The sequence below is a fragment of the Paludibacterium yongneupense DSM 18731 genome (genome assembly GCF_000422925.1).
Taxonomy (GTDB): Bacteria; Pseudomonadota; Gammaproteobacteria; order Burkholderiales; family Chromobacteriaceae; genus Paludibacterium; species Paludibacterium yongneupense.
Map to the genome: position 1 here is coordinate 77913 of NZ_AUGZ01000005.1, position 15873 is coordinate 93785.

General features: G+C 60.0%; 12 protein-coding genes. 7 read left to right on the forward strand and 5 right to left on the reverse strand.

All coding sequences use genetic code 11. From position 1 onward, the window contains the following. Nucleotides 1-286: 286 nt before the first annotated feature. A complete protein-coding gene (locus tag G520_RS0102625; RefSeq protein ID WP_028534317.1) occupies nucleotides 287-487 on the forward strand; it encodes a hypothetical protein in 201 nt (66 codons plus the stop codon). Between the two features lie 20 nt (nucleotides 488-507). On the opposite strand, the gene G520_RS21210 is transcribed toward G520_RS0102625, so the two are convergent. Further along, the gene (locus G520_RS21210) at nucleotides 508-3042 is read right to left on the reverse strand and encodes a hybrid sensor histidine kinase/response regulator (protein ID WP_051228876.1); all 2535 of its coding nucleotides are present in this window, start codon (nucleotides 3040-3042) and stop codon (nucleotides 508-510) included. Nucleotides 3043-3131: 89 nt separating this feature from the next. Here G520_RS21210 and G520_RS0102635 point away from each other — a divergent pair, with 89 nt between their 5' ends. The 3 genes from G520_RS0102635 to G520_RS21215 all read left to right on the forward strand — a co-directional run bounded on the left by G520_RS0102635 (nucleotide 3132) and on the right by G520_RS21215 (nucleotide 6665). Next, a complete protein-coding gene (locus G520_RS0102635) occupies nucleotides 3132-4136 on the forward strand; it encodes a substrate-binding periplasmic protein (RefSeq protein WP_211222741.1) in 1005 nt (334 codons plus the stop codon). Between the two features lie 178 nt (nucleotides 4137-4314). Next, nucleotides 4315-5628, forward strand: coding sequence for a sensor histidine kinase (locus tag G520_RS0102640; protein ID WP_036665129.1), 1314 nt, complete (start codon nucleotides 4315-4317; stop codon nucleotides 5626-5628). Then, nucleotides 5628-6665 carry a response regulator gene (locus G520_RS21215; RefSeq protein ID WP_051228878.1) on the forward strand — a complete coding sequence of 346 codons (1038 nt, stop codon included), beginning with the start codon at nucleotides 5628-5630 and terminating at the stop codon, nucleotides 6663-6665. The genes G520_RS0102640 and G520_RS21215 overlap by 1 nt, the downstream gene beginning before the upstream one ends. Nucleotides 6666-6668: 3 nt before the next feature. On the opposite strand, the gene cqsA is transcribed toward G520_RS21215, so the two are convergent. Beyond that, a complete protein-coding gene (gene cqsA, locus G520_RS0102650; RefSeq protein WP_036665131.1) occupies nucleotides 6669-7940 on the reverse strand; it encodes an alpha-hydroxyketone-type quorum-sensing autoinducer synthase in 1272 nt (423 codons plus the stop codon). 506 nt (nucleotides 7941-8446) lie between these two features. On the opposite strand from cqsA, the gene G520_RS0102655 reads away from it, so the two are divergent. Continuing rightward, nucleotides 8447-9625, forward strand: a complete 1179-nt coding sequence (locus G520_RS0102655) for an S-methyl thiohydantoin desulfurase domain-containing protein (protein WP_028534321.1) — start codon at nucleotides 8447-8449, stop codon at nucleotides 9623-9625. A gap of 20 nt (nucleotides 9626-9645) precedes the next feature. Beyond that, nucleotides 9646-11436 (forward strand): bifunctional diguanylate cyclase/phosphodiesterase, encoded by a 1791-nt coding sequence (locus G520_RS0102660; protein ID WP_028534322.1) that lies wholly within the window; start codon nucleotides 9646-9648, stop codon nucleotides 11434-11436. A 253-nt stretch (nucleotides 11437-11689) separates the two neighbouring features. Here the strand turns inward: G520_RS0102660 and G520_RS21220 are convergent, their stop codons facing one another. Both G520_RS21220 and G520_RS0102670 read right to left on the reverse strand, forming a co-directional pair. Next, a complete protein-coding gene (locus G520_RS21220; protein ID WP_051228879.1) occupies nucleotides 11690-12319 on the reverse strand; it encodes an isochorismatase family protein in 630 nt (209 codons plus the stop codon). Between the two features lie 129 nt (nucleotides 12320-12448). Beyond that, nucleotides 12449-13885: a glycoside hydrolase family 1 protein gene (locus G520_RS0102670; RefSeq protein WP_028534323.1), complete on the reverse strand. Its 1437-nt coding sequence runs from the start codon at nucleotides 13883-13885 to the stop codon at nucleotides 12449-12451. Between the two features lie 141 nt (nucleotides 13886-14026). On the opposite strand from G520_RS0102670, the gene G520_RS0102675 reads away from it, so the two are divergent. Further along, complete coding sequence (locus G520_RS0102675; RefSeq protein WP_028534324.1) at nucleotides 14027-14890, forward strand: LysR family transcriptional regulator; 864 nt, start codon at nucleotides 14027-14029, stop codon at nucleotides 14888-14890. Nucleotides 14891-14993: 103 nt separating this feature from the next. Here G520_RS0102675 and G520_RS0102680 read toward each other — a convergent pair whose 3' ends face one another. Further along, on the reverse strand, nucleotides 14994-15845 hold the full coding sequence (locus tag G520_RS0102680; protein WP_028534325.1) for a LysR family transcriptional regulator: 852 nt from the start codon (nucleotides 15843-15845) through the stop codon (nucleotides 14994-14996). Nucleotides 15846-15873 lie beyond the last annotated feature (28 nt).

Genomic DNA, 15873 nt, shown 5'->3' on the forward strand with positions numbered 1-15873 from the left:
GGTTTCTGCGCGGTAAGGATAGGGTAAGTCGCTGCCCCCTAACATTACCCCGGAGTCCCGCCATCGCGAGCGAGAGCAGTGGGACGCCACCCCGCATGGCAGATACCAGAGGCAGAAGGGAGCGTACCGTGGACTATGCCGTCACCCCCCGGGTCCCGGGGCAGATCAGGCAGGATCGACAGTATGGGCGCAGGGCGAACTCAGCCTGAACGTCCTTATCGTTGCCCTGCATGCAGGTAACGAGGAAGCGGCACGACAGGCCTATGCCGACATAAAATTCGAAGCCATGGGGATCAACAGCCCGGCTCTCGATGACCTGGGCAGGGCTCTGCAAACCGGCAATATCGAACAGGCAAAAACCCTGCTGCAGAACATCATGCAAACACGGACCGCCTCCCCGCCCTATCGGCAGGTGCAGCAAGACGCGGCAGGAACGGCATCAAGCGTTCCCACCCTGATCGGCACCCGAATCGACACATCGGCATGAAAATCGGGGCGCTGCGGTGCTCATCCGGCTGCTGCCTGCTGCTCCAGCCAGCGATCGAAATGCGCGAGCTGCTCTTCGAACACGGGTAACAAGCCTTTCGATTTGTCCGGATGGCCGGATTTGGCCGCCATCTCGATCGCCTCGGCCGAAGCGCCGAGCGCAACCGCCCCCACCATGCGGCTAGCACCCTTGATCCTGTGCGCGGCCCACGTGATTTTTGCGGAGTCGAGGCTCTCCAGCGCATGGCGCAAGACATCCACGTCGTCCCGGTTCGCCTGCTGAAAGTCGCACAATATCGCGTATTCGATGGACAGGTCCCCGTTGCTGTACACCTCGAGCATGGAGCGGTCGACCGGCGATTCGGGGGCGGCGTTCACGTGTCCGGAAATGGCTTCGGCTTCGGCTTCGGCAGCCGGATCACCGGCGCAACCGGCTACGTGCGGTTCGCTCAACCACTTGTCCAGCATGGCGGCCAGAGTCGTGATCGCCAGCGGCTTGGTCAGGAAATCATCCATTCCGGCCAGGAGGGTCTTTTCCCTTTCCTCGGCACCGGCATTCGCCGTACAGGCAACAATGGGAATCCGACCGCGCTCGGGATGTGTGGCCTCGTGCCCGCGCACCATCCGCGCAAGCTGGTAGCCGTCAACGTCGGGCATATGACAATCCGTCAGCAACAGACAATACTTCCCGCTCAGCCATTTCTCGAAAGCCTGTTTCCCGTCCACGGCCAGATCGACCGGATAGCCGAGTTTTGCCAGTTGCAAAGCGGCCAATTTGCGGTTGGTCGCATTGTCTTCGGCAAACAGCACCGGCTGCTGTTTGCGCTGCGCCATCCGTGCGCTATCCGTCTCGGCAAGAACCGGCGGCAGCGCATCCACCGTATCGCCGTCGAGCGCGATATCCGCGACAAGAGTCAAAGAAGCCCGTGTTCCAACCCCGGGATCGCTTTCCAGTTCCACCCGCCCCCCCATCAATCCGGCAAGGCGACGACTGATGGCAAGACCCAGCCCCGTGCCGCCGAAACGGCGCGTCGTATCGGACTCGGCCTGGGTAAACGGCTCGAAGAGACGGGCGAGATTGTCCTTGGAAATACCGATGCCCTCGTCGATGACATCGAAACGAAGCGTTTGTGCCGTACTGCCCTGCTGTTGCACGCTCACTCCCAGGATAATTTCGCCTTCATTGCTGAATTTGACCGCATTACTGATGAAGTTGCGCAAAATCTGGCTCAGCCGCAACGGGTCGATCCGGTGCGCCGCCGCCAACTGCGGCGCGACGCGCAAGCCGAGTTGCAAGCCCTTCTGCTCAGCGGCCTGAACGAACAGTTCGCGCACCTGCTTGAGCAGCGGCAAGATGGCCGTGGGCCGTTGCACGATTTCCAGCTTGCCGGCTTCGATCTTGGTAAAATCCAGAATATCGTCGATCAGGCGCAGCAGTGACTGCGCCGACTCCTGGATGGTGGCGACAACGTCGCTCTGTCTGGCGTCGAGAGCACTCAGCGACAGCAACTCCAGCATTCCCATCACCCCGTTCATCGGGGTGCGGATTTCATGGCTCATCGTCGCCAGAAACAGGCTCTTTGCACGATTGGCCGCCTCGGCCAGGTCGCGCGCCTGCAGCAGGTCGAATTCGGCCAGCTTGCGCTCGGTACTGTCCAGGCAAGCCAGAATGGAACCTTCCTGCGGCCGGCCGGGAAATAGCAACACGCCCTCGACCTGTATCCACAAAGGATGGCCGCAACGGCTCGAGCAATCGAGCTCGCAACGCAAGCGGCATCCCGAGTGAGCCATGGCTTCCAGCTGCCCGGCCATCTCGGCCCATGCGCCAGTGGATGCCATCAATTCCTCCAGCCGCATGCCAGGCAAGCCCTCCCGCTCCGCGGACCAGATATGCTCCGCCATCGCGTTGGCGCGGATGATGCGCCATTCGGCGTCAAGTCGAAGCAAGCCGACCGGCGAGGCGGCATAAATGGCTTCTTCCTGTTGCAAAACCAGACGCAGTTGCGACTCCGACTGCCTGCGGCGGAGTTCTTCCTCGAAAAATCCGTGAATGCTTTCGTAACTGCGCAAGGATGCAATCACGGTGGTAAACAAGCGCTGCGCGGTCAACTCGGTCTTGGTTTTGTAGTCGTTGATATCGTAATCAAGGATGACGCTACGCTCAGGGGCCTGGCCGGGCTGCCCGGTACGCAGAACGATGCGCGTGCTGTGATTATCCAGCTCCTCGCGAATACGGCGCACGAGCAACAGGCCGGCATCTTCGGACTCCATCACGACATCCAGCAGAATCAGCGCGGTGTCGGCATGCTCGGCCATGCAGGCAAAGCCTTCGTCAGCCGAATACGCGCTCCGGAAGCTCAGCGGACGGTTCTTGTAGCAAACATCCCTGAGCGCGAGGCGGGTCGCATGATGGATATCGGGTTCGTCATCGACGATCAGGATCTTCCAGGCGGGCATATCCCCCGCGAGGGCCTGTGTGGGCTCGTCCTCGCTGATCAGCCATTCCGGCTCGTCCTCATCCCGGCTTTGCCCGCCCCTACCCGCCTCATCCGTCATCAATGCTCCCCCAGCCATTGCTGCCAGGGCCGTGTTCAGCCCCAACCCGCTCGACAGCCGTCGCCCCAAATCGGCGCGGCGATCCGGTTATGATGTTCAATTTCCCATTACATTGTAAGCAAGACCGAGCAGGATTGTGGTATCACAATAGCAAGGCACCCGTCCGGACGCTCGATGCTGGCGGCGCGGCAATACCCGAACAGCCCCGTTGCCTTATAATTCGGGGGCACAACCGCAACCGCCAAAAACAGAACGTGAACGTCGCCCCCCCAACTGGAGGCAGGAAAGGCCTCAAACGGATCATGCGAATAAAAGCAACGCTTATCGGCGGCATACTGGCATCCGGGCTTCTCGCACAGCACCCGGCAAACGCTGCCGGCCCCGCCTGCCCACGAACCTTCACCCTCGCATTGCACGAGCATGGCCTGCTTTATGACGACACCACGCATACCGGCATCGACACGGATGTCGCGGAGGAGTTGATACGGCGCAGCGGTTGTCATTTCGCGGTCAGCGTGATGCCGCGCGCCCGCATCTGGAAATTGCTGGAAACCGGAGCCCTCGACTTTAGCCTCTCCGGCATCGCCGATGCCGAGCGCGATCAGTACGCGAGCTTCGCCTGGTATTTCGCCGACAAATTCACCCTGATCGTCCGCAAGGATGCCAATGTGCACAGCGTGGCCGATTTCGAGAACAACCCTGCGCTCAAACTGGGCGTGATTCCGAGCTTCCGATACAGCGCGGCCATCAACCGCGTGGTCGACAGGCTGAATGCCCGAAGCCGCGTACTCGACACAAAAACCTATGACGCCTTGTACAAAAACCTGGCCTTGGGGCGGATTCAGGGCCTGATCATAGAACCGTTCGATTTTTCCGATCTCGACCAGTATCGGGTCCGCCATCTGGTGCATATCGTCGAGACGGACGATACGCCGACGCCACATGGAGTCATCATGTCGAAGAAAACGATTGCCCCGGATCAAGTGGCTCAATGGCGGATGCTGGTGGACGCTATGCGCGCCGACGGCACCTTGCTGCGGATATTCCGCAAATATTTCACCCGCGAACAGGCTGAGGCCATGGTAAATAACTGACATTTTCCGCCCCTTGCCCGGCGCGGTTCGGTTCTCCCCCATCCCGGACAGGGGGCACGCTTTCAGGAGCGCCAACGCACGCACACACCATGCGACAATGCCCGGCGCACTTTCAACGACCGGGCGCCGCCTCATCGCGCAGCGGCCCGTCATGACCCCATGATCGAACATCGACCCAATGCTTGAAATACCCAAAAACATGTGCCGCCATATGTTCGATGGCATGTCGCGCAATGTTCAATATTTCGAATCGCGATTCTTTCCGTTCGGACTGGTTGCCGTCATCGGCTTCCCCCTGTACTACTTCATCTGGCATGACGCGTTTCCGCAGCCTTACGAGAACCTTCCGCTGCGTCTGCTGGGCAGTGCGTTGTTTGTTCCGGTGATGCTGACCAAATACTGGCCCGAGCGGCTGCGGCGCTATCTGCCGTTGTATTGGTCCCTGGCGACGTTCTATGCTCTCCCCTTCTTTTTTACATTCATGCTGCTGAAAAACAATGGCAGTGTGCCCTGGCTGCTATCGGCACTGACCGCCGTTTTCTTGATGGTCTTGCTGATGGACTGGATCAGTCTATTTATCCAGTTTATCGGCGGCGTCGGCTGCGCCTGGCTGGCCTTCAGGCTGAGCGGGCCATCGGTGGATTCGGTTTTTTTGAATCTGGATTACCTGCCAGTCTATCTATTCGTTCTTGTTCTTGGCGCGGTTGCCAACTACAGCTCCGAAGTGGTCAAGCAAGAACGTCTGCGCGCGATGCAGAGCACGGCGAGCATGATCGCTCACGAACTCCGTACGCCGCTGCTGGGCATCAAGGCCGGCGCCAGCGGCGTCAGACAGCATCTGCCGGCCCTCTTGGCCGGTTACCGCCAGGCCAGGGACGCGGGACAAGCGGTGGAACCGATTCGCGAGATACATCTCGAAGCGATGCGCAGCGTGATGGAACGCATTGAAGGAGAAGTCAATTACTCCAACATTGTCATCGATATGTTGCTGGCGAATTCAAAACCCTTTTCTTTCAAAAACATCCCCCATGGCACCTACTCGGTGAGCGAATGCATAGAGCTGGCGCTGAGTCGCTATCCGTTTTCCTCCGAAAAAGAAAGGAGGCTGGTGACGTGGGAAAGGGTCCAGGACTTTTCGTTCAAGGGCAATGAGCTTTTGCTGGTGCATGTGTTTTTCAATCTGATAAAAAACTCTTTGCGCCATATCGCCATGGCAGGAAAAGGCTCGATTATTATCCGCACGGAAGTCGAAAACGGCACGGGAAAAATTCTGTTCATGGATAGCGGGCCAGGTATTCCGGCCCATGTGCTGCCGCATATATTCACCCGGTTTTATTCTTGGTCCTATGGCCACGACGATGGCTCTGGCGCAGGAATTGGGCTAGCATACTGCCGAAGCGTCATGCAGTCTCTTGGAGGCAACATTACGTGCAGATCGATGCAGGGCAAATACAGTGAGTTCACCTTAACCTTTCCTGCGATAACAGATTGATGCTAAGAAACGAGATTCTCCCTTTTTATTTTCCGTCGACGGTGGCCTTCGTCGACGACAGTCACGATTTTCTCGTCAACCTGAGCCTGCAGCTTGACGGCAGACTTGCGTTCCGGCTCTTCGACTCCCCCGTCGATGCTTTGCTGGCACTGAACGGTAAACCGGATCGTAAATCCCTGGTCGAACGTTTTTTCTCCCCTTCGCATCAGAGCGACGATAGCTCGATGTCGCATCAGGTCCTCGACATGAATCTGGACAATATCGTGCGCGAGGTACATAACCAGCGACGATTCGAACAGATTTCGGTCGTCGTGGTCGATTACGACATGCCTGAAATCGATGGACTGGAATTCTGTCGCAACATCAAGGATCCCGGGGTAAAGAAAATACTTCTGACCGGCAAAGCCGATGAAAAAATCGCCGTACAAGCGTTCAATCAGGGCATGATCGACCGTTTTTTCTTGAAACAGGATTCCGATGTCATCCCCATGCTCAACCGCTCCATCGTCGAGTTGCAGCAGGCCTATTTCGCGAGCATGGCCCGCACGGTGGCAGAAACCCTGTACCTGGGGCCGCATCCGTTTTTACGCGACGAGTGCTTCGCGGACGAATTCCACCGCCTCTGCAAGCGCCTCGGTATCATTGAGTTTTATCTGACCGCGACGCCGGACGGCTTTCTGCTGCTGGATGCGGAGGGTGCGGCAACGCTACTCATCGTCAAGACGGAGGAAGGGCTGCGCAGCCATTTTGAAATTGCCTGCGATCAGTCTGCGCCGATCGAGCTGCTCGATCGCCTGAGCAGCAACAGCGTCGTACCCTATTTTCCGAATCCGGAGGGCGAGTACCTGCCCGACTGCGGCGACTGGGAATCCTGCCTTTATCCCGCCACGCGACTGCAAGGCAAAGAATGCTATTACTACGCCGTCGTACCGGCTCCGGCCGGAGCCCGGCTGACAGATATTCTTTCCTATAACGCCTTTCTGCGATGGGCGGACGGACAAGGGGGGGGACAACAGCCCCCCTCTCGACACGCCTGACGACTAGGCTACAGCTACCTGCGGCATGGTTTCGGCATCCTGCGCATTTTTACGCCGCGTCGAAGCCCATGAAGACAGGGCGACGTCTTCACGGATATCCGCGCACACATCGATGATGCGCTCCAGTTCTTCCGGGGACAGGGTGCAGTTGATCGACAACCTGATCATCGCCCGGTTTTTCGGGGTGGCCGGAGCGCAGAACACTGAGCCGAATATCCCCCGCGCCTCCAACGCATCCCGCAGCACGATGGTCTGGCGCTCGGTTCCCGATTCCAGCGCGATGATCTGCGACTGGCTGCCATTGAGGTTATACCCGAGCGCGTCCAACTCCCGGCGCAAGTGTGCCGACTTGGCATGCAGCTCTCTGCGACGCCAGTGCTCGCGCCGGATCACGGCCAGGGTTGCCTCCAGCCCGGCGACTTCGTGCGGCAGCAGGGTCGAACTGAAAATAGCGGGGTTGGACTCGAACTTGAAATATTCGCTGAAGGACTCGGAACACGCAATGAAGCCGGCACGACCGGCAAACGCCTTGGCCAGACTCGCCGTGCGAAAGTGCACCTTGTCGCACAATCCCAGTTCCGCCACCATGCCCTCGCCTTGCCGGCCATGCGTACCGAGCGAATGCGATTCGTCGACCACCAGCACGCAGCCGTGGCGAGAGCCTGTCGCGACCAGATCCGGCAATGGGCACACACTGCCGTTCGTACTGTAGACGGAATCGACCATAACGACGCCGCAGCCATTTTTCAGTATCTGACGCTCCAGGTGTCCGATATCGTTGTGGTGAAACGGCACGGCGCGAGCGCCGGCACTGCGTATTCCTTCCCACAAGGACATATGCGCCATCATGTCGATATAGACGGGCGTATTTTCGTCGGCGATGGACTGCACCAGCCCGGTATTGGCAGCAAAGCCCGATTGGCAGAGCACGCCGGCCGGCGCTTGCATGAAGTTTGCCAGGCGAGCCTCCAGATCGAGAAGCGGGTTGCTCCCGTGCAGGAAGATGCCCGACATCAACAGTCCATTGCCGTTGTTCATCAAGCACTCCGCCGTCGCCCGCAAAATCTCGGGATGCCGGGCCAGCGACAAGTAATCATTACTACTGAGGTGCAAGGCATCGTCCCCCGGGCATCGACCACGCATGATGTGGCCGCCATCCCAGGTGTTCTGGACACGGTCGCGGTAATAGCCCTGCATGCGGCGGGCGAGAAATTCGGGCTCCGGAGCACTGCGCACAGGCTGGGGACGAAGAAAAGGGGTGACGTGATTATTCATGACTGGCGTCCTTGAGAAAGAAGCGGTTGCCGTTACCCCGTGTGCGGATGCGGCACGGGGGAAGCGAAGACGGCGTGCGTTGGCGCCGTCGTGCTCCCTGAATAATCTATCCCAAGTTTCCTGCCATTCGTCGTACGGTCGGACAAACCTGGGGCCGTCGACACCACAACCCGATGCTCACGCTCTCCCGGCCAAGGGCCTGGCGCGGCCGCCGCACACGGCACCGGCCAGGCCCGCATGAAGAATGGCGGCGACCCGCCTTGCGGCATCTCGAGCTCCGCCCCGCCCCCAGCGACGGCCATACCCGATTTACCCTGCCGTTCGCCATGCAGCCTGTTTTGTCGCGCTTATTACACATCTTTAATATTATTAAAATATTTTAATTGAGTATTTTTTGTATACACGTTTAAACTGAACCGTAAATTTATGAATTCTGCCTTTTATATAATCCGATGCCCCGTACAGGGCGGCGAATAAAACGGCACGCATATGGGGACAGGCAGCGCATGACTGAATCCGGATACGGGATTGAAGATTTTTACCATGTCGCAGCCGGTGCGGCCGTACTCGCGAGCGGAGGGGGCGGCAGCTATCACGATGCACGGCAGATCCTCGACGCCTTCGCCGCCACCGGCTGGCAAGGCACGGTTCCGGTAGGCGATTACGACGGCGCCAGCGCTTGCGCCGTCCTGGCCGTCATGGGATCTCCCGATGCGGCGCAGAGCATGACGCTGGCCGATATCACGTACTCGATCACCAATACCGTCAATCGTTTCGAACAGGCAACCGCCACCGCCCTCGACTGCGTGATTCCGGTTGAAATCGGCCCGATCAACTCCATCGTGCCGCTGATCGCCGCCGCCCGCAGCGACAACACCATAGCCTGGGTGGTTGACGGCGATGGTGCGGGCCGCGCCGTCCCGCAACTGCCGCAGACAACCTATGCCGGGCGGCAGGACTGGGACCCCAGTCCCTGCGCGCTCGCCAACGATGCCGACACGGCAGGGGACGTCGAATCGGCGGTACTGAACGCCGACAGCGCCGCCCGCGTCGAGACGCTGGCCGGCGGTGTCGTCAGCGCCTTTGGCAGTTTCGCCGGTATTGCGCTATGGCCATCGAATGCCGGTAACAATTATGCCTTGACCGGAAATTACCTGGCCGGAACGCTCGGGCAGGCGCGCGAGCTAGGCCGCTTCATGAGCCGCTTGCCGCAGACACAGGCACTGGCGGACAAAATCGTCGAGCTGACCGGACGCCATGCCGTGCCCCTGCTGACCAATTTCTATATCACGTCCATCACGCAATCGACGACGGGAGCGTCGCTGGACACGGGCACCATCCGTCTGGACAACACCGCCGACCCGCAAGCCAGCAGCGAAACCCACTACCTGTACAACCTCAACGAAAGCCTGATCCTGTATTCGAGCCAGAGTACGACTCCGGACGCGCTGGCGCCAGACTCGATCTGCTATTATTGCGAGAGCACTGGACAGGGCTTTTCCAACGCCAGCGACGATCTGGCGCCCTATTTCGACTCGAAAACCGGCAACAGCACAGGTGTACCCATCAGCGTGATAAAAGTGGCAGCCGCCCCCCGGTTTTATACTGCTCCCGGCGTACTGGCTTCGTTCGCCGGCCTGCTTCGCGATATGGGATATGCCGGAGCACTCCCCTATTCGGTGTGACACGGTGTAAAGGGCAGGAGATGGGCAATTCGGATGTCAACGAGAAGCGGCTGTTGCTTGCGCTAGAAGCCGCCGGGCTGGACCTGTGGGAAAACGATCTGATCAGCGGGCATGTCAGTTGCCGGGCGACCAAGACGTTCGCCGAGCTCGGATACGATGCCGCCGAGTCCTGCGCCTATGTGGACCAGATGTTCACCATCATTCACCCCGACGACATAGAAGTCGTCAAATCGGCAGTGCACGCGCACCGTTCAGGCTCGACCCCGAGTTACCGCTGCGAGTTTCGCTTGCGGGCCAAGGATGGCAGCTGGGTATGGTACGCCAATTACGGCCGGATCATGGATGAGGCGGATGATGAACTCGGCATGCGCTTCATCGGAGTCACCTTCAACATCCACGACAGAAAGCGCCGCGAAGACGAACTCAGGCAGATCAACGAGCAGTTGCAACGGCAAAACCGCGAGCTCGACCAACTGAACAGCCGTCTCAAGACCCTGTCGAGCACGGACTTGCTCACCCAATTGCCGAATCGCCACCCGCTGCTGGAGCGCATGCAGGAGATGCTTGACGCGCGCCAGCATGGCAGCGGCACCGGGGCGTTGCTATTCATCGACATCGACAACTTCAAGACCATCAACGACATGCTGGGGCACGATATCGGCGATATCCTGTTGCGGCAGGTCGCGACGCGCCTGCAACGGTGCGTGCCGGCCAACGCGACGATCGCCCGCTTCGGTGGCGACGAATTTCTTGTGCTGCTGGAGTATCCCTGCGTTCGCCGGACCGATGCGCAGCAGCATGGCAAAGTCGTGAGCGACAACATCATGCGGATCTTGTGCGAGCCCTTTCACCTCGGCGCGCACCAGTTCCAGACATCGGTCAGCATCGGGATTTCGGTCATCTTCGAGGAAGCCCAAACGCAGGAAGACATTCTCAAACAAGCCGACATCGCGCTGTACCAGGCCAAGAAAGCCGGACGCGGAACGGTGCGTTTTTTCGATCCGGAGATGTTGCAGGCAATCGCCTCTCGCGCGACGCTCGAGAATGATCTGCGCATTGCGATCGAACAGGGTCAGTTCCAGCTCTACTACCAGGTCAAGGTCGACACCAGCGGGCGCCCCCTGGGCGCCGAAGGCCTGATCCGCTGGCAACATCCGACACGCGGACTGGTGCTGCCTGCGCATTTCATTCCGCAGGCGGAAGAAACCGGATTGATCCTGCCTATCGGAGACTGGGTGCTGGAGACCGCCTGCGCGCGCCTCGCCGCCTGGCGCGGCGAGGCGCTGACGCGCGACCTGATATTGTCGGTCAACGTCAGCGCCCGGCAATTTCGCCACACGGATTTTGTCGACAATGTCCTGAAATGCATCGAACGCCACGGCATCGACCCCCGGCTGCTCAGACTGGAGCTGACGGAAAGCGTACTGCTCGAGAATGCCGAGCAGGCGATCGCCTCCATGCGTCGCTTGAACGCCCTCGGCGTCCTTTTCTCGCTCGATGACTTCGGCACCGGCTATTCGTCGCTGCAGTACTTGAAACAACTGCCTCTCGACCAGATAAAAATAGACAAATCCTTCGTGCACGATCTGCGCGACAACAGCAGCGACAAGACCATCGTACGCGCCATCGTCGACATGGCACGTACTCTCGAAATCGATGTCATTGCCGAGGGCGTCGAGACATGGGCGCAGTTCGATTTACTGCTGCGCCATGGCTGCAATAAATTTCAGGGGTGCCTTTTCGGAGAACCGGCTCCGCTGCAGCACTTCGAAACGTCGCTGCGTGGCGCGGTGCACAGCAACGCAGAGTAAGGAAGAGCAGAAGTCTTATCGGATGTCGCAAAAAGGCCACCTGGACAGGTGGCCTTTTTGCCGTTCGAAAACGTTCCTCAAACTGGATCTTTTTTTTCTGCACGCGCAGAACCGGTCTGCGACGGTGCTTGCAGGGCACATATCAATGATTGAAGTATGAGCCTGCCTATCAAAACTATATGACATCTTGACATTAATTACAAATGAATATCACTATCTGCACACACCCGCAAGCCGGACACCGGCCCATGCCCTACTCCATCCTGATCGACCCCAGCAAGGTCGGGGTCAACACCCTGCGCGTTCCCGGCCCGTTGATCAGGCTCCACACGGCAGCCTGTTCTTCGTACAGACTCGCACCCGGCATGCAATCAACAGGCAAGACGATCCGATAACCGTTCAGGGCTGCCGCCGTTGCCGTGTGCAGCACCGCGCCGATGGAGGTGGTTCCGCACACGATGACGGTCGTGACGGCCCGTGCCTGCAAGGCCTGGTTCAGTCCACTGCCGAAGAATTTGTCGACGCCGGCCTTGACCAGCACCTCATCTTCGCGCGGCGCCACGGCAGCCAGGATCGTTGCTCGCGATCCCCCCACGGTAGTGCTGTAGAACACAGGGAGGTGTGCGGTGCGGGCCATTGCGAGAAATGCCGCCATGGCGGGCACGGCATCGATACAGCGCGGGCGTAGTTCCCGGTTGCAGGTTGCCTGTTCGATATCCAGTAGCAGCAAGGCACTGGCGCCGGTTGTTACGGTCACGGCGGCCAGAGCGGGCGCCGGCGGGGGTACGACAGCATTCCAGGCATCGATGATGCTGGCGGCCTGGACGCCATGAACGGCAAGGGTCAGCGCCATGATGGCGGGCAAGCGGCGAAGCAGAGGCATGATTTGACTCCGGCATGGGCAAGGCCGGGGGCGCCGCCCCCGGGACGCCTGCGAGACGCAGGAGGCAGGTCGGGCACGACGCAGGAAATACCGCCCCGACCTGCCGGGCATGCAGCATGCCCCCTCCTTTTACAGACGAGCCCCGTTGTCCTTGATGACCTGCTGGTACCAGTAGAAACTATCCTTGCGGACTCGGCGCAAGTCCTTCACATCATTTTCGTCGCGGTTCACATACACAAAGCCGTAGCGCTTCTGATAACCGTTCAACCAGCTCAGAATATCGGTAAACGACCACGCGCAATAGCCGATCAACTCGACGCCATCCGTGATCGCCTGCTTGCAGGCGCTAACATGGCTTTCGAGATAAGCCACCCGCCCCGCGTCATGAACGCGGTCGCCCTCCTCAAGCCGGTCGAACTCGCCCAGTCCGTTTTCAGTAATCATCAGCGGCAAGGCATAGCGCGAGGCCAGACGCCGCAGACCGATGCGCAGCCCGGTCGGATCGATTGCCCAGTCCCAGTTCGATGTTTCCAGATTCGGATTGGGGTGGGTCTTGTACAAACCGGGAACACCACTGGCCGGGGTGCTGCCTTTCTTCCCGGTGGTATTGATACGCTGCAAGGTCTGCCCGTCGAGCCCATTATCGGTATAGGTCAGCGTCTGGTAATAGTTGACCCCGATAAAGTCCGGCACGCCCCGCTGCAGGATCTCGAGATCGCCGGCGGCAATGTCCGGCGCTTGCCCTGTCGCCTGCAGGCAAGCGAGCGCCGCCGACGGATAGCGCCCGAAGCAGTAGCTGTCCAGCCACCAATGGTTGGTGAATTCCTCGGCATTTTCGAAGGCCAGCATATCGGCCGGGGCGCACGATGCCGGATAGGCAGGGGAATACGCAAAGCTCGGCCCGATCAAGCCGGCGGGCACATGGCGGCGAAAAGCGGCGATCACCGTCGCATTGGCAAGAAAAGCAATATGATTCGCGGCGAAAAAGCGCTTGCGGTCCTGCACGGCAGGCGGATGGGTTCCGAGCAGGTAGGCATTTGTCAGATTGTAGTTCTGCTCATTCAGCGATACCCAGTACTTCACCTTGCCGGCAAAGCGTTTGAACAGGGTGACGCAGTAGTTTTCAAAATCGGCGATGATGCGCCTATCTTCCCAGCCGCCATATTCATCCTGCAAAGCCTGCGGCAAGTCCCAGTGGTACAAGGTCAGCACGGGCTCGATATCATGTTCAAGCAGACAATCGATCAGCGCCTCGTAAAAGGCAAGGCCGGCCTCGTTGACCTCGCCGCGCCCGGCGGGGAAGATCCGCGGCCAGCTGACCGAGAAACGATAGGCTTTCAAGCCCATTTCTGCCATCAGGGCGATATCGTCCTTGAAGCGGTGGTAGTGGTCGACGGCCACGTCACCATTGCTGTTCTGGAAGGTATTCCCCGGCTGCTGGCTGAAACGGTCCCATACCGACGGTCCCTTGCCATCCTCGTTCCATGCGCCTTCGACCTGATAGGCGGCGGACGCGGCCCCCCACAGAAAGCCTGCGGGAAATGCTTTCAGCTGCTGATGGTGCATTGTTTCTGACTCCTTCCATGGCCTGTCGGTTCGCGCGGCGTCCCAACGGCCGGATACGAAATTATAGAATTCGCAGCATGCATCAGCGTTAGAATTCCCGCCAATGATTCATATTCCAATATACAAGTCCCAGGAGGAATAATGGAATTACGTGATCTGAGGGCCTTTGTCACCTTGGGCGAAGTACTGCACTTCAGCCAGGCCGCGTTGCGCCAGCATGTGACCCAGTCGGCCTTGAGCAAGCAGATTCGCAGACTGGAGCTGGAGCTGGGCGGACATCTGTTCGAACGATCCGCCAACTCGACCCGCCTGACCGAACTCGGTCGCGCGCTATATCAGGACGCGCGCAGCGTGATCGAAAAGAGCGATCAGTTATTGCGCAGCGCGCGCGACATCCAGGCAGGGATCAGCGGCACCTTGCGTATCGGATTCGGTGTCGCGACCAAGACACTGGTCCCGGCGGCCATCGCCCGTTTCCGGGAGAAACGGCCACTGGTCAAGATCGAACTGTGCGACCTGTCGACCCACCATCAGATGGTCGCATTGAACGATGGCGTGCTCGATCTCGGCTTTTGCCGCCTGCCGCCGCCGCAGGGCTGGTCGGCGCTGCCGGTACTCACGGCCCGGTTTGTCGCGGTACTGCCGGCCTCTTATCGCGACATAAGCAGTCTGAGCGATCTCGCCGCCAGACCCCTGGCGCTTATCCAGCGCGCAAAGGCACCCTCCTTCTACGACCACTTCATGAATCACGCCGCCTGCGAGGGGCTGCGTTTCAGCGACATCCAGCCGGTCAGCGACTTTGCCGCCGCCGTCGCGCTGGCCGCAGCCGAAGTCGCGTGGGCCATCGTTCCCTCTTCGACAGCGATAGAACACGACAGGGTCAGAACGCTGACGCTGGACGCGCCGGGAGCATCCTGGACGATAGGCCTGATACGCCCCCCCGGTCGCGACAGCCCGCTGCTCGATGCGTTCTGGGCGATTGTGGCCGGGATGCGCACGAGCTGAGGGCCGCCGTGAGCACGCCGCTCGCCGCTGCGGACTCTCATCGGGCATCCATTCGTTGCCGGCATCGCTCGCATAAGGCCGCGCCCCTCTCCACACGGACAAGCTAAGCGCAAACCAGTTGCACGAAATGGTCGCGGACCCGGTCGTCCAGGGCCGGGTTCCAGGCGAGCCCCAACTGCCAGCTCGTGTCCGCCGCATCGAGAGGACGCAGCCGGACCTGCTGCGGCGCAATGCTCTGCGCACTCATCGGCACAATGGCCTTGCCGACGCCGGCCGCCACCAACGCGAGCACCGTCTGGATATCGCCCGCATAGTGATCAACCTTCTGCGGCTCCGCACAACACTGCTCATGATAGTGGGCGATCTGCCTGGCCAGCCCCGGCCCCCTCTGCGGCAACAGGGCAATCAAGGCCCCGTCCGTCCACTCCGCCTTGTCGTCGGGGGTAGACGCCGGCAGCGCGAGGGCCAGCCGGTCGGTCTGCAAGGCGACGCAACGCAGCGCCGCCGGCACAGGCAACCGTACAAAGCCCAGTTGCAGCTCGCCGGACAGCAGAGCGGCCACCTGTTCCGCCGACGACATATCGTCCAGTCCGATCACGATGTCGGGATAACGGGAGCGAAAAGCCGCGACCCACTTGGGGGCCAGCTCGATCGACGATAGCCCGAATCCGATCGCCAAACGCCCGATGCGTCCTTGCGCGGCCTGCCGTGCCCGCAGCCAGAACGCATCGGATTGCCGCAGCAGCCCTCCGGCCTCGGCGTGCAGATAACGGCCGAAAGCGGTGAGGGTCGTGCCGTGCCGCCCGCGTTCGAACAAGGGGGCGCCGAGGGAATCCTCCAGCAAGCGGATCTGCTTGCTCAGCGCCGGCTGGCTCAGGCATAGCCGTTGCGCCGCGGTGCCGAAATGCAGGCATTCCGCCAGCGTGTCGAACGTCTTGAGCAGTTTGAGGTTCATTCCATAAGGTTATCACAAATGGAAAACA

What these genes read in the sequence shown, in the direction of transcription:
- G520_RS0102625 (WP_028534317.1), top strand. Translation starts at nt 287, where the DNA reads ATGGGGATCAACAGCCCGGCTCTCGATGACCTGGGCAGGGCTCTGCAA.
- G520_RS0102670 (WP_028534323.1), bottom strand. Translation starts at nt 13,885, where the DNA reads ATGCACCATCAGCAGCTGAAAGCATTTCCCGCAGGCTTTCTGTGGGGG.
- cqsA (WP_036665131.1), bottom strand. Translation starts at nt 7,940, where the DNA reads ATGAATAATCACGTCACCCCTTTTCTTCGTCCCCAGCCTGTGCGCAGT.
- G520_RS0102660 (WP_028534322.1), top strand. Translation starts at nt 9,646, where the DNA reads ATGGGCAATTCGGATGTCAACGAGAAGCGGCTGTTGCTTGCGCTAGAA.
- G520_RS0102675 (WP_028534324.1), top strand. Translation starts at nt 14,027, where the DNA reads ATGGAATTACGTGATCTGAGGGCCTTTGTCACCTTGGGCGAAGTACTG.
- G520_RS21210 (WP_051228876.1), bottom strand. Translation starts at nt 3,042, where the DNA reads ATGACGGATGAGGCGGGTAGGGGCGGGCAAAGCCGGGATGAGGACGAG.
- G520_RS21215 (WP_051228878.1), top strand. Translation starts at nt 5,628, where the DNA reads ATGCTAAGAAACGAGATTCTCCCTTTTTATTTTCCGTCGACGGTGGCC.
- G520_RS21220 (WP_051228879.1), bottom strand. Translation starts at nt 12,319, where the DNA reads ATGCCTCTGCTTCGCCGCTTGCCCGCCATCATGGCGCTGACCCTTGCC.
- G520_RS0102635 (WP_211222741.1), top strand. Translation starts at nt 3,132, where the DNA reads ATGATGTTCAATTTCCCATTACATTGTAAGCAAGACCGAGCAGGATTG.
- G520_RS0102680 (WP_028534325.1), bottom strand. Translation starts at nt 15,845, where the DNA reads ATGAACCTCAAACTGCTCAAGACGTTCGACACGCTGGCGGAATGCCTG.
- G520_RS0102640 (WP_036665129.1), top strand. Translation starts at nt 4,315, where the DNA reads ATGCTTGAAATACCCAAAAACATGTGCCGCCATATGTTCGATGGCATG.
- G520_RS0102655 (WP_028534321.1), top strand. Translation starts at nt 8,447, where the DNA reads ATGACTGAATCCGGATACGGGATTGAAGATTTTTACCATGTCGCAGCC.